Annotated in this window: 9 protein-coding genes and 1 pseudogene; all 10 read right to left on the bottom strand. The window is 59.8% G+C overall.

Features of this window, described 5'->3' with window-relative positions; all coding sequences use genetic code 11:
• Window positions 1-654: 654 nt before the first annotated feature.
• Complete coding sequence (locus ACVIIW_RS16270; protein ID WP_456701654.1) at window positions 655-1,416, bottom strand: SDR family NAD(P)-dependent oxidoreductase; 762 nt, start codon at window positions 1,414-1,416, stop codon at window positions 655-657.
• A 616-nt stretch (window positions 1,417-2,032) separates the two neighbouring features.
• Window positions 2,033-2,203 (bottom strand): annotated as a pseudogene (locus tag ACVIIW_RS16265) (IS630 family transposase); the annotation flags it as partial.
• Between the two features lie 6 nt (window positions 2,204-2,209).
• Window positions 2,210-3,166, bottom strand: coding sequence for an IS481 family transposase (locus ACVIIW_RS16260; RefSeq protein ID WP_456701653.1), 957 nt, complete (start codon window positions 3,164-3,166; stop codon window positions 2,210-2,212).
• Between the two features lie 829 nt (window positions 3,167-3,995).
• Window positions 3,996-5,816, bottom strand: coding sequence for an ABC transporter ATP-binding protein (locus tag ACVIIW_RS16255; protein ID WP_456701652.1), 1,821 nt, complete (start codon window positions 5,814-5,816; stop codon window positions 3,996-3,998).
• Between the two features lies 1 nt (window position 5,817).
• Entirely contained in the window at window positions 5,818-6,570 is a 753-nt protein-coding gene (locus ACVIIW_RS16250; RefSeq protein WP_456701651.1) for an ABC transporter permease, read from the bottom strand.
• 110 nt (window positions 6,571-6,680) lie between these two features.
• Window positions 6,681-7,637, bottom strand: coding sequence for an ABC transporter permease (locus ACVIIW_RS16245; RefSeq protein ID WP_456701650.1), 957 nt, complete (start codon window positions 7,635-7,637; stop codon window positions 6,681-6,683).
• Window positions 7,638-7,704: 67 nt separating this feature from the next.
• Window positions 7,705-9,330 carry an ABC transporter substrate-binding protein gene (locus ACVIIW_RS16240; protein WP_456701649.1) on the bottom strand — a complete coding sequence of 542 codons (1,626 nt, stop codon included), beginning with the start codon at window positions 9,328-9,330 and terminating at the stop codon, window positions 7,705-7,707.
• Between the two features lie 1,096 nt (window positions 9,331-10,426).
• A complete protein-coding gene (locus ACVIIW_RS16235; RefSeq protein WP_456701648.1) occupies window positions 10,427-11,695 on the bottom strand; it encodes a Coenzyme F420 hydrogenase/dehydrogenase, beta subunit C-terminal domain in 1,269 nt (422 codons plus the stop codon).
• Window positions 11,696-11,774: 79 nt separating this feature from the next.
• Window positions 11,775-13,274 carry a 3-hydroxyacyl-CoA dehydrogenase NAD-binding domain-containing protein gene (locus ACVIIW_RS16230; protein ID WP_456701647.1) on the bottom strand — a complete coding sequence of 500 codons (1,500 nt, stop codon included), beginning with the start codon at window positions 13,272-13,274 and terminating at the stop codon, window positions 11,775-11,777.
• Window positions 13,267-13,731, bottom strand: a complete 465-nt coding sequence (locus ACVIIW_RS16225) for a hypothetical protein (protein ID WP_456701646.1) — start codon at window positions 13,729-13,731, stop codon at window positions 13,267-13,269. Before ACVIIW_RS16225 ends, ACVIIW_RS16230 begins: the two co-directional genes overlap by 8 nt.
• Window positions 13,732-14,253 lie beyond the last annotated feature (522 nt).

Genomic DNA, 14,253 nt, shown 5'->3' with positions numbered 1-14,253 from the left:
TGAGTGGTGTTTCGGGGCAGCTTGCCATCGTCCTTACGATTGGCTTCGATGCGAGCAACGTCACTGGTGCGCGGTGCCCCCGAGCGCGGCTCATCGTGCAGCCGACCACCCGCTGCTCTACAAAGCGCCGCCGCCATTTACCTACGTCCCCCGCTCCAGCCAGCTTGGCCGCTACTTGTTGCGACCGACTTCCGCACCGGCCAGCACGACTCGGGCTCTACAATGCGTGTGACCTGGGACACAGGCACCAACCCGTCCTCAAAGTAGATCGTCGCCGTTTCGACCGAATGGAGCCGGCGAGCAGCTTGGGATATTACATGGTCGGCGCGAGCTCTGACTTGTGCATTACACCTAGATTCTTCCGGAACATCCCAGGCTTACACAGCGTGATCTTGCGGCGCGGTGCATCGACTTCTCTGCCAAAGAGTGCGCCAACTGTTTCAAAAGCTCAGGCCACGTTTCCATCTAAAACAGCTTGCTTTAGACTTCTAGACAAAAAAACCCATCATATGGCTAGGGATCAAGTAACTACGCGGCGGCGCGTGAACCAACTATGTCGGAGAACGATCCGACAATGATTCTCGTCCCCTGAAAAAGGCTTCAGCTTGGTACGACGACCATGTTCGGAATTGACGGTCGATTTCGAAGCCTGACTTACGAAGCAATTGTTAGACCTCCGTCGACGGGAACGGTTACGCCTGTTACCATGTTGGCACCGAAACCGAGATAGACAATGAGGTCGGCGATATCTTGTGGTTCGGCCATGCGTCTCAGCAGAGGCTTTTCAACTCCCGCACGCAGTGTCTCTGCCGGCCAAGGCATCCAGGGGCTGTTAATGTACCCGGGCGCGACCGCATTGACACGTACCTCAGGGGAAAGTGCCCGGGCGAGATTTTTGGTGAGACTTACTACTCCCGCCTTTGCAGCAGCATAGCCCATGCTGCTGCCCTTCAGATCAAAAGCAGCGACTGTTGCAACGTTCACGATTGCCCCCTTTGACGCTTTCAATGCTGAAGCTGCGGTCTTTGAGCATCGAAATACGCTTAGCAGGTTGACCTCAAGGAGAAGCTTCCAAAGCTCTTCCGTCATGAGGTCTAGACGTGCAGGCGGTATAGATTCCCGTACTCCAGGAGCGCCCGCATTATTAACGAGCAAATCTATCCTCTCTAGCGCAGTCAAAGCGTTCGAGACCATCCGTTCGGCGGATGCCGGATCGCCGACGTCCCCCGGAGCGGCGATCACTTTGCCTACCTCCCGCAGTTCAGCAATGGCTTGTGGGCCCCGGGCATCATCGGGAAGAAAGTTGAGGGCGACGACTGCACCGCTCTCGAGAAGCATTCTCGCAGTAGCAAATCCAACTCCACTTGCCGCGCCTGTCACAAGTGCTGCCTTTCCCCTCAAGTCATAGGAAATCATCGACTCCTCCCTTTTCAAGCAACCGCGAGGCTATCTCGGTTTCGGGTGGAATCGCTGCGAAGGCGCGCCCTGCACAGCAGAAATTCGGCGAAAAGCCGGGGGACGTGAGGATTTCAATCGTCGCTCATATCCACATCGATCCAGGTCGGGGCCCGGCCGCGTTGATATGACGCGAACTGCGCCGGAGCGATTTGGCATGACCCTGCTGGCCCGCGATGAGGTTGTGTTAGAAGGTACCGGCACAGCATGGTCAGTGTCACGAATGCCGGCGCCATTCGTGGCGCGGGTGATCATCGGCAATTTGTTGCGGGTGAAGGCAAACCCCAGGCTCACGTCAAGACCGACGAGATCGATGCCGGCACGCTCGCCAGTCTGCAGAGGGAGGATACCTCCCGCAGATCTGGACACCTGACGCGGAGACCGAACGCAAGCGCAGACTGGTGGCGCGGCGGTACCAAATCGTGCGGCTGCGCCAAAACGCGAGCAACAGCGGAGTCTAGCAGACCAAACAATAATACTGACGAGCTCGCCCGCATGAGGCGCCTGCGGTCACCAAGAAGCTCATTGTTTCAGTGCCTGAACGTGATGGCATTAAGTTCGATAGCCTGGATTTTTGATAGTTAGTGCATTCCTCAGGAGTGAAGGCATAGAGTGCATGGCCGATTGCGGCGCAGATCGCGTCGACGGTTCGCGCAGCAGCTTTGCGGAGCAGATGCTTGAGCTTGGCAGCGACCTGTTCGGTCGGGTTCAGGTCGGGCGAGTAGAAGAGTTTGGCGGAGACGGAGCGGGTGAGCTAGGTGTGGAGCCTCAAGAGGTTGTCCTCAGTCAGACCGAGGCGGCTGATCGGGGTTTGTGACTTTATACCACCATGAGGCCGGTGCCAGTTGTATCGATGCAGCCAGATCGGCAGCTCTTGGGCGCGGCGATTGGAGGTTGGATAGGCTTTGGCATAAGCCCATTCCCGTAGTGTGGTTTGGATGAAGCGCTCTGCCTTGCCATTCGTTCTCGGCGTGTAGGGTTTGGTGCGGATGTGCTTGATGCCCAGGTCGCGGCACGCCTCGCCGAAGGCGTGAGATCGGTAGCAACCGCCATTGTCGGTTATGACGCGCGTGACGGTGACCCCAAGGCCTCCATAATAAGCCACAGCCGCCTTGAGAAAAGACACCGCGCTGTCCACCGTCTCGTCCGGTTTGATCTCCGAGAAAGCGACGCGGGAATGGTCGTCAATGCAGACGTGGACGAACTCCCAGCCGACGCCTCGGCTCCTGTTTGGACCACTTGAATCGCCGGTGATGCGATGACCAACCCGCTCGAAACGCCCGAGCTTTTTGATGTCGATGTGAATGATCTCGCCTGGAGACTCACGCTCATAACGGCGCTCCGGCTCGGCCGGTTCAAGATCGCGGATCCGGTTCAAGCCCAAACGACGAAGCACTCGGCTGACCGTGGCTGGCGACACCTTGACCTCGATTGCGATTTGCTGGCCGGTGTGGCGCTGCCGGCGCAAGGCCTCGATGGCGGTGCACGTGGCCGGCAGGGTTTGGCTCGGCGATGAATGAGGTCGAGACGAGCGGTCGAGCAAGCCAGCCACACCGTTCTCGCGGAAGCGCTTGACCCATTTGGCGACCGTCTTCGGCGTCGTGTTGAAAAGGTCAGCCGCGCCGGCCTGGCTCAACCCACCCTCGACCACGCTTCGCACCATCGCCTCTCGACCTTTGGGCGTCAAAGGCGCATTCTTGTGGACGTTCATCTGGTCTCTCCTTGGAACACTGAAGCTTCGCAACCTCAGCTTCCTCGGTTCAGACCAGATGGACAACCTCTTGAGAGACCACAGCTAGGGAACTGTTTTACTCCTATGGCTGCCGAGGTTGTCCAAGACGACGACGTCGCCGAGTCGAAGGGCGGGCAGAAGGACTTTCTCAACAGAGGTGCGAAAGCTCACGCCATCGATCGCCCCTCGATGAAACATGTCGCATCGATCCGGCAGGGCAGCTAGGAAAGTCATGGTCTTCCAGCCGCCGTTCGGAACCTTGGCGTGAAGACTGCTCCCGCGCGGCGCCCATCATCGCAAGTCCGCCATATAGGTCCTGGTCGAGGTCTCGTCGAACGCTCAGCTTTGGCGTGATCTTGGTACTTTGTCCACTGCGCTCGCCGCCTCGCGACCTCGGGTCGATCGCGTTCGCCAGCCACCACCGCTGAGGCTGAGCTTCTCGGCATGCACGAAGTCCCACACCGAGTGGTCGCGACGGGCGAGCTCGGCAAAGAGACCACGAATGAAGAAATCGCCGTGCTTGATCCGCTGCGATAGCCAAACGGCGTGGTCTCCCGAAACCGCCTTCGGCTGGGTGACCGCCCCTGCCCAGGGTCAACGCTGCCGGTCTCATCGACACGATGCATCCAGCCGACGGCGGTGCTGATCGCCCCCCAAACTGCTTGGCGACTCGATTGCAGGACATCCGCCCTCGATCGCGGCTACGACACGTTGACGTAGATCCAGAGAATAAGGCTTGCCCATCCATGCTGGCCTCCTATCGAGCCAGGAACGCTCCTGAATTCAATATTGTGCAGCGACGGGTCGCTTACCGCGCACTCAGATTGACGAGTTCCTCTTCTGTACGCTGACAGCGAATGTCGGCGCCTTTCGATAGATGGCGCAGGGGGGGGGCCTCAACGTCGCAGCGACCGGGAATGCGCACCGAGCAGCGCTCGAAGAAGCTGCAGGCCTCTCCCCGCCCGGAACGCGCAACTCCGGCCGCGGCTTCCTTGAGATATTTGTCACCAATGCGCTCCAGCCAACCTTGCCGCAGCTCGGGCACGGACGAAATGAGGAGATCGGAATACGGATGGAGAGGACGCTGGTGCAGCGCTCCGCGGCTACCATACTCCATCATTTGCCCGGCGTAGAGGATCATCACCTCATCGCACACGGCTTTCACCGTCGACAGGTCATGGCTGATGAACAGGTAGGCAACCCCGAGTTCGCGCTGCAGCTCAGCAAGAAGACCGAGGATCGCGGCGCCGACCACCGTGTCGAGCGCAGACGTCACCTCGTCGCACAGGATCAACGAGGGCTCGGCTGCGAGCGCCCTTGCGAGGTTGACGCGCTGCTTCTGACCGCCCGATATCTCACTCGGGTAGCGCTCGGCTATCCCTGCAGGTAGGCGTACCATATCGAGGAGTTGAGCGACTCGCCGCCGTTGCTTGTCGCCAAAAAGGCCATAATAGAACTCCAGCGGCCGGCCGAGGATGCGGCCGATCGGGTGCGCCGGGTTGAGCGCAGTATCCGCCATCTGGAAGACGATCTGGATGCGCCGCAGCTGTTCGCGCGTGCGCTCGGCCGCGCTGCGCGGAAGCGGTATGCCATGCAGCTCCACCTCGCCTCGCGCAGCGGGCAAAAGGCCGGCAATGACACGGGCGAGCGTACTCTTGCCGCAGCCGGACTCGCCGATGACGCCAAGCGTGCTCCCTGCTTTAATCGAGAGGCTAACGTCCCGCAGCACCGGCGCCGCGGGGATGCCGTCGCGGTCGGCTATGCCATAGCCGGCAATGACGCTCCTCACCTTAATGACGGGCGGAGCCGTCGGCAGCGCGGCAGTGGAGGCCGCGGCCCGAACCTGAGGTTCGGCAGCGGCGAGGAGGCTCTTGGTGTAATCGTCATTCGGAGACGAAAGGATGAGCCCAGTCGCATCGACCTCGCGGATAGTGCCCTCGCGCAGCACAATAATGCGATCGGCTATTTGCGCAACTACTGCGAGGTCGTGGGAGACGTAGACTGCGGTCGTACCGCGCTCCTTGATCGTCTTCTTGAAGACGCGCAGCACCTCGATCTGCGTCGTGACATCAAGGGCCGTGGTCGGTTCGTCGAATATGACGAGCTTCGGCTCGGTGACAAGCGCCATCGCTGCCAGCAATCGCTGTAGCTGCCCACCCGAGACCTGGTGCGGATAGCGCTCGCCGACCTGCTCCGGATTGGACAGGACGAGCTCGCGAAACAACGCGAGCGCCTTCGCCTCGGCAGCGGCCACCGGCATCACGCGGTGTATTTGCGAGCTCTCAATGACCTGCTTGAGGAGCGGGCGCGCCGGGTTGAAGGAGGCCGCCGCGCTCTGTGGCACATAGGCGATATCCCGGCCGCGTAGGGACGCTAGCTCGCTTTGGCTCATGGCAAGCACTTCGCGCCCGTTGAAAGTGATGTTCCCGCCGACGATGCGCGACCCCGGGCGGGTATAGCCCATCAGCGAGAGTGCGATGGTCGTCTTGCCGGAGCCGGATTCGCCAATGAAGGCGACGACCTCGCCCGGCTCAACCGCGAAACTGACATCCTCGACGATAGCGAGATTACGCCCATAGTCGTCACGCGCCATCACCCGCAGGTTCTCGACTTTTAAGAGCGGCGCCATCTCAGTTCTCGCCGCTCAAGGACCAGCGGCTCGGCAAATTGTCGATCAGCAGATTAACACCGATCGTCAAGGTCGCGATGGCAACCGCCGGCACGACTACCGCGAGCGCGCCATCGGCCAGTCCGGTGATGTTCTCGCGGACAAGCGAGCCCCAATCGGCATTCGGCGGCTGCACGCCGAGACCGAGAAAGGAAAGACTAGAAAGAATTAGCACCGTGAAGACGAACCTCAGGCCAAAATCAGTCAGTACCGGACCGGCGATGTTCGGCAGGATCTCTTGGCGGATAAGGTAGCCCGTTCCCTCTCCCCGGGCGCGCGCCACCTCGACGAAATCGAGCGTGTTCACGTTGATGGCGAGCGCGCGCCAGATGCGGAAGGCGCCGGGCGTATAGATCATGGCGGCCGTCCCAATTAGCACCGGGATCGACGAGCCGAGTGCGGCGATAATCACGAGGGCAGCCATCTTGCTCGGGATCGAAATCAGCGCATCGAAGAAGCGGCTGAGGGCCGTATCGACGGGCCCGCGCGAAACAGCGGCCAGCATGCCGAGCGTGCCGCCTAAGAGAACGGCGAGAATAGTCGCCGTCGCGGAGACACCGACCGTGTAGGGCGCGCCAACCAGGACGCGGCTCATCACGTCCCGCCCAAGAAAGTCGCTGCCGAGCGGGACCGCCCAGCGCATGTGACCGAACACGTCGTCATCGACTAGCGCGCCGGCATCATGGGGCGCGACATAGGGTCCGATGATAGTCATGATGACCCAGAAGACGACGAAGCCCCCGCCAACGATACCGGCGAGTGGCAATCGGGGGCGGCGTCGAAGCTGGCTTCGTGATTCGACGGCTATGATTGTTTGATCAGCGCTCATCGGTAACGAAGCCTCGGGTTGGATAAGATGCCGGCGATATCGGCGAGCATCACGAGGAAAAGATAGGCGGAGCAAAATATCATTACGCAGGCCTGAACGAGCGGCATGTCCCGAGTCGAGACAGCATCGACGAGAAGGCGCGCGAGACCCGGATAATTAAAGATTATTTCGACGATGATGGTACCGCCGAGAAGATAGGAAAGACTAAGCGCGACTGCATTCGCGATCGGACCGATGGTGTTCGGTAGAGCGTGCATCAGCACGACCCGCATTGGCCGCGCCCCCTTGAGCACCGCCATCTCGATATAGGGCGAGCGCAGTGTGTCGACGACAGCCGCGCGCGTCAGGCGCATCATCTGCGCAATCATCACGCAACTTAGTGTGAACACCGGTAGCGCGAACAGGCGAAAGAACTGGCCGAAGGAGACGATCCCGTCCGCGTAGGACAACGCCGGAAACCAGCGCAGATGCACGGCGAATACGATGACGCTCAGTGTTGCGATCAAGAATTCGGGCACCGCTACGATGGACATTGTGAGCAAATTTGCGACGCGGTCCAAAGCGCTGCCGCGCCAGATTGCCGAGGCAATGCCGAGGGCGAGCGCGATGGGCACGCACACGATCGCCGTCACACCGGCGAGCATCAGCGAGTTCGGAAGACGGCTTGCGATCAATCCAGCCACCGGCAGCTTGTTTGCCAGCGATCGGCCGGGGTCGCCCGAGAGCAGCCCGCCAAGCCAAAGGAAATAGCGCACATAGGCGGGCTGATCGAGGTGCAGAGCGTGGCGTAGGCCTGCCACGGCTTCCGGTGTCGCGTTTTGCCCGAGCACCGCCTCTGCTACGTCGCCCGGCAGGATCTCCGTACCAGCGAATACGGCAACGGAGACGAAACCGAGCGTCAGGATCGCGATCACGATCCTGCTTGCCAAGAGGCCAACCAACGTATTCTTCATATTTGCCGTCGTCCCAGTGCCAAGCTCTGAGTGCTCGGCGCCCGCTCAGAACATGCCGTAACCAAGGTCATTGGTCGAGCCAAATATTGTCGGCGAAATTGTATCCCATCATGCCGCCGGTCGGAATTGGCCGCAGTCCCTTCAGGTTGCTGACATGGGCGTCGAGATAGCTCGCAAACACTGGAATGCAAACACCGGAACCTTCGTGCACGAGACGCTGCATCTCGGAATATTTCTCGCGACGCCTTTCGTTGTCGGTCTCCGCACGAGCCTCGAGCAGAAGCGCGTCGAAACGCTCATTGCGCCAAGCGCTTTCGTTAAATGGCCCTTGCGAATAGAAGTACTGAGTGAATGTAAGATCCACGCTCGCTTTCGGCGGGATGCTACTGAAGAAGATTGGGTGCTTCGCCCAGTGGATCGACCAATACCCATCGGCCGGTACGCGCTGCAATTGGAACTTAATTCCAATCTGCTGGCCGACCTGCTGCAAGACCTGCCCCAGCTCCTCTGAGTTTGGCGCCGCGGGGGATACCACTATTGGGAAGGCTTGGTTGGCGAAGCCGGAGCGCTGCAGATGGAAGCGCGCCTTGTCGAGGTCGAAGGCGCGCTGGGGCAGCCTCGCATCGTAGAAGCGGTTGGTTGGGTCAATCGGCTGGTCGTTGGCGATCACCGCGTACCCCCGGTAGACTGTTCGGCGAATTTGCTCGCGGTTGAACATGTGCTTTAAGGCCAGCACGAAGTCAGGATTTGATCCGGGCTCTTCGGCGAGGCGGAGGACGAGATCATGGTATGCTCCGCCCTTAGTCTCGAAGAGTGCAAGGTTAGAGGCTGAGATTACGCGCGGCACCAGGCGCGGACTAATTGTGCCGACGAACTGCATGTCTCCCGCGAGTAGCGCGTTGACACGCGCCTGGTCGTCCGGAAGGCCGAAAAGCTCGATCTCGTCGAGATAGGGCTTGCCGGGCTTGAAGTACTCCGCGTTTCGCACCGCGAGCGAGCGCACGCCCGGCTGAAATTCCTGGCACTTGTACGGGCCGGTGCCATTCGCCGTTCGGAAATCAGTGGCGCCGTCCTTGACGATCACGCATTGCCAGTTGCCGAAGATGGTCGGCAAGTCGGCGTTGGGACCGCTCAGTCGGATGCGTACCTCATTCGGCCCGGTAGCCACAATCTCCTCCATAGGCGCAACGAGGGTACGCATCGCGGAGCCGACTGCTGGATCCTTGTGGCGTCGCAAGGAATAGACCACGTCGGCGGAGGTCAATGGAGACCCATCATGGAAGCGCACATCGCGACGCAGCTTGATATTCCACACCGTGGCTCGTTCGCTGGGCGCTATTTCCTCGGCGAGGTCGAGTTGCGGGGTCAGAGTCTCATCCAGCGTAGTGAGCCCGTTGTAGAACATGAAAGCGCGCGAAAAGTCAGTTTGAGTCAACGCCTTAGCCGGGTCCAGCGTCTCCGTGGCCGAGCTCCCATTGGTGCCGACCTTAATCCTACCTCCACGCCGCGGGGCTTCCGCATGCGCCGTCTGGGCGAACATCGCGAACGTGCCAGCGGCGGCGACTGACATACCGGCCGAAACGAGGAGGTTCACCACGTCCCGCCGCGACGCTCCGCGCCGAACCGCCTCGCCTAGGCGCAGCACATCGCCGGTGACCATTTCGTCTTTCCTCAGTTCTTGTAGATCGGACATCGATCACTCCTCCTGGCGATTGCAAGGCAGGCTCGTTCAGCTCGCCGAATTCTGGGTTGCGGCCTATTCTGACTCCGCGACCTAGGTCGACAGAAGGCTTTTTGTTTCCAAAATATTATCAGCCCGTAGAGCTGAATTTCATCAATAGGACATGGTGGGGCGACGAAATAATGCGCTAAGTCCGAAGAACCGTTAATTGCGACGCTCCTCCCGCTACAGGATTGTCCAATCCCTCGGCTGGAATAGAGGACCGCGGCGGCCCGATCGCGCTGCTGATATTCTCACTCCGCCAAGTAGGCCATTAGCTCCGGGTACCCGGGCTAGGTTTAGACGCGGAGGCGCGCGTCATCGCCGAGCGGATCGGTGAAGATCGGCAACTCAAGAGAGCACGGGGCAAACCAAAGGCGCGATACGTACCGATCACACCGGCATGCAGTTGAAGCCGCCGCTCTGAGCTTCATGCCAAGCTAGTTAGTTGACCTGCTCCGGAAATCAGCTCGGGTCGTCTGTGATTCGTCACATCGCTTATTCTCCGCCGAGAAAAAGACCACATCGAACGGATAATCGAAGGCCTATCGCTCCTTGCCGCAATTCCTCATGCACACAGGCTCGAGGTTGCTTTCAACCGTAAGAGCGACGAACCCGGCAACCACATCGTCGTAGTCGAATACGGTGAGTTCAAGGGCGAGACAGAACTCGCAGCGAACAAGCGCATGAACTATAGCAGAAAATCAATCAGTCGAGTACGCCCGCTTCGTGAGTTGCGGTTTTCCGCCGACCACGGGTCTGACTGGCGCGCAGCCTCCCTTGGTCGGCAAAAATACGCGATTCAATTGACCTCGTACTCGTTGCTGCTGTGAACTTGACATCTCCAAGCTTACGGGTAGCCCTCGAGGATCGTTATCGTTGGAAAAGACCAAACTGGAAAGTGTCTCGTACTATCTCGCTCATCGGTGACTGGTAGCTCGATGTATGTTCGCGAGCTGCAGTGATTGAGTCTCAAAGCAATGAATTGCCTTTGCGCATCTAAACAGTTTACGTTTTTGGACGGCGCAGCAAGACATGAGCTTTTCTGCAACACTTCTGGGCCAGACATCTAGATCAAGTGCTCTCGGTTCTCTCCGGCAAGCACGCGCTTCACCGTCCCTGAGAATTGCTCGATGATCGCGCGCAAGCCGGCACGCCTTAGCCCCTCTCTGGTGCGATAGTCGACGGCCTTGATCGTCCTTTGGCGCATGAGCCGCAGTGCGAACAAAGCAGCGGGAGCTGCAGCTTTTCTGTGATGGTTGGTATGCATTTGCTCGATCTCCTCTACTGAGACCGGTGAAATCTCGAGATAGCCAGCGCTAACCGCTCCATTGAGCAACTCTTCGCCGACCAGCGTGCGAACAATAGAGACGTTTATTCCCGGCGCTTCAGCGTAAACAGGCTTCCCGTTCTGAAGGATCCAACCATCGGGAACGGAAATGTCCGCGACTTCACCCACTCCATCCGGGCAGATTTTGCAGCGAAACGGGAGTTCGTAGCCGAATTTACCCATGTGCCAAGCGTCTGGATACGGCAAGTCGTAAGCGGTTCCATCGCGGGTCTGCACACGCAGCGGCCCAGGCCATCCTTCCCCACGATATCGAAATACGGCGACTTCCGACTCGTCGAGGCCGTGGTGGCGAATTACGGCCTTCGCGATGTGGACGGAGTGGACACCCCCACAGAAGTTGCTCAACTTGTAGGGGATCAGCCGCTCGATCCGAGGGTCGATCCGCGCGAGAGCACGAACGGCCGAGATGTCGCAGGGTTTGCCAATCACGGCGAACCGCTTACCTTCCTCAAGCAGCCGGTGCACATTGACGAGAGGCGACGATGGGCCATAACGAGACTGAGCACCGCGCAGGACTTCATCCGGCGTCCTGGAGATCGTAGATGTCGTCAGCCACGGCTTTCGACTGTCGGCCCGTACATGCAGAACCGCTTGTACGTCGCCGCTAGTAAGTAGATATCGGCCCAGAGCCGTCAGTGTGCCGCCCGCGGCACCTTTGTGACGGACGATCGGCTCGCTCGACCAGGACCTGTATATCTCGCGAACGGGTCCCCAAATGGGATGAGTGGTGATGCCTTTTGGTGTGCCAGGTCCATAGACTGATACTCCCGGACAGACAGCCATAATCTCCTGCTTTTTATGGGCCGCAAGGTCACCTCGGACAAGCGGCCGCATATTGCCTTCCACGTTGATGCCCATTGATATCGCACCGCCAGCGATACTCGCGCACAGACCACAGCCTGCGCACAGGCCAGCGCCCACCACATCCTCAACATCTCGGGCTGGTGCGACGAAGGTTTTCCTGCCGAGCAAGTGTTTGCGGGTCATTGGGTCCTCTGAAGTGTTGCGAAGGCTGCCTGAGCCCGAGCGGGATTGGTACAATCGCATGCCGCCGGTGAGTTCACACTCAGCCCAGGCTGATGCCTGAACCGGCGCGCTCCGGACGGGGTAACTGCGCGTGTAGCCCAGCCAAATCCAGAACGCGCTCTCGCATGCTTCCCTTTACGGGTGTGGGTTTGCTGCCCCCGCTGTTAACACCGACGTGAATCAGCATCTGCTCGCCTGTGGCCGCCGGTCTCTGATCGGCCTCACGAGTGATCACGTGGAAGACATGAAGGCTCTTGTCATCAGCGCCAAGTACCTGTGTGACCACTTGGATGCGGTCGCCGGCGTGCAGTTTCAAGATGCGAGACAAGTGCGTGTCAAGCGTGTGATAGCTGCCGGTGTTTGAGAGGTACTCGTCGTCGACCCCGATGTAACGGAGCAATTCATCCGTGGCGTTGCCGATGAGCTGCAGGAACCGGCTCTCATTGACGCGGCCGTTGTAATCAAGCCAGTCAGACGGTATTTGCTGCGACGGCATTCGCAACGGACCGGGCCCGTGAATGGGTTGTGGAACGTAGTCGCGCAGCTCGTGTTCCCAGCGCATGAGCGTCTCGCCAGCACCACAGCCCTGAGCACGCAGGGCCTGCATCACGGCCACGAGGCAGTCGTCGCGCTTGTGTTCGAGATCAGAGACGGTCATGTTCCCAGCCTCGGCATCCAACTGCTCGGCCAATTTGTCCAGGAGCGCGTCGGTGAGCTCGGGCACCTCGGTGAGCTTGGACACACGCGATTTCAGCGAGGGTCCCATTGCTTCCATGGCGCGGCGTCCCCCCATCTTAGGGATCGCCAAACGGTACGTCTCGATGGGGCCCAAGATTGGCCGACGCAGTCCGAAAGAGTAGCGGACCGCCTCATCGACCTCTTGCACCGTCGCTACATCGTCGTGCACCAGCCATAGGGCCTCGCGCCAGACTGCCTCCTGCAGACGGTTTGCGATGAACCCGTCAACCTCTTTGCGTACTATAAGGGGGTGCATCCCCACGGACCGGTACATCTCCGTGGCCCGCAGCAGCATCTCGGGTGCGGTGCACTGTCCAGCGCACAGTTCTACCAATGGCAGCAGGTGCACTGGGTGGAATGGATGCGCGACCAGCAGGCGCTCGGGATGATCCATCTCCGCCTGCAGCAACGACGGTCGAAGCGTCGAGGTCGAGGAGCAAATCAGGGTCTCAGGAGCTGCCGCCCGGCTGGCCGCCGCAAGCAATTGTTGTTTGAGTTCTAGATTTTCCGGTGCCGACTCCTGCACGAGCTCAACCCCGTGAACCGCGTCCACTACCGATTCCACTACCGTCAAGGTTCCCTCAGTCGGGAGCGGGACTTCCGTCAGGCGCCCATATGCCCGCCGCGCATTAACCAGCATCTCCTCGACTCGCTTGACCGCACCAATCGACGGGCCATACAGCCGCACATCTACCCCGTTGAGGATAAACCGCGCAGCCCACCCGCCGCCGATGACCCCTCCTCCCAGCAGTCCGACCGCTCGTGGCCGCCTCTTCGATGTGAACTTTGAACTCTCAGCCATGTACTTTGGACTCCTCGGTATGACTCTTCAGCGGGCGCTTCTGGCCCTTCATCCGGCTCATCACCCAATCGCATGCGTGGAGTCCCTTGCGCGAGTTCTGCATCAGTCGCTCGCCTGCCCAATGAGAAATACCTTGTCTTTCAACCGAACGCACACGTTCGCACTCACCGGAGCGCAGCGATAACGTTTGGAATTGCATCTGTCCGGCCGAGACGGCCGGACTGGACAGCGCGCCAGGGATGCCGGTGAACCAAAAGGTCGTCAAATCGTCGGGCACTCCGTCAGCCGACGAGCCCCGCTCGGGTTCGGGATCACACACGTTGATGGGCCAACCCCTGCGGGCCGCCCGCGCCGCCGAGCGCACGAGTTGCTCCCGAGGCACCGGCAGATGAGAGTTATGCTCCGTATTCGGACCAGCTCTTGTTACCGCACAGGTGTTAAAAACTTCGGGAATCATTCTCTTGCTCCTGTGATTACTCTCTTTTGCCGAACCCTCTAAATCCGACATGCTCTTCTTTGCGTTGGCTCAAACCGCAAGCAGAGTTAGCAAATTGATGACGAGCACCGAGCGGATATCATCGGGCGCGCGCCTTGCAACAGGTCGCCGCGAACCCGTGCCGCAGTCCTCATCTAGCAATCTGCGTACCACCCGCGAACTTCGTGCGGCGGCCTATTTGAGACCAGGAAGGACGTCGACCTGCCGGGCTACTCTCTCATCGACGTTGATGGTAGTTGGACTTCCCACATTGCCGTAGTCAACTGGACAAGCTGTCATGACAAACCGCGTTCCTCGGGCTTCATGAAACACCTAATCTCGGTGTCCATCAAACCGGCAACAGCTCTTCGCCTTCATCGAAGGCTTGTTTGCGGCGCGGCAATCAGGATGGAAGAGCGCATTGCCTCGCCCTAATTGTTACCGGATGCTGAGCCGTTGCCTCACGTAAATTGCTCCCTTGGATCGGGAGCGAGCGGGGGCGAA

Source organism: Bradyrhizobium sp. USDA 4449, from assembly GCF_054056275.1.
Note: the sequence above shows the minus strand (reverse complement) of the source record. Positions and strands in the feature narration are given on the sequence as shown.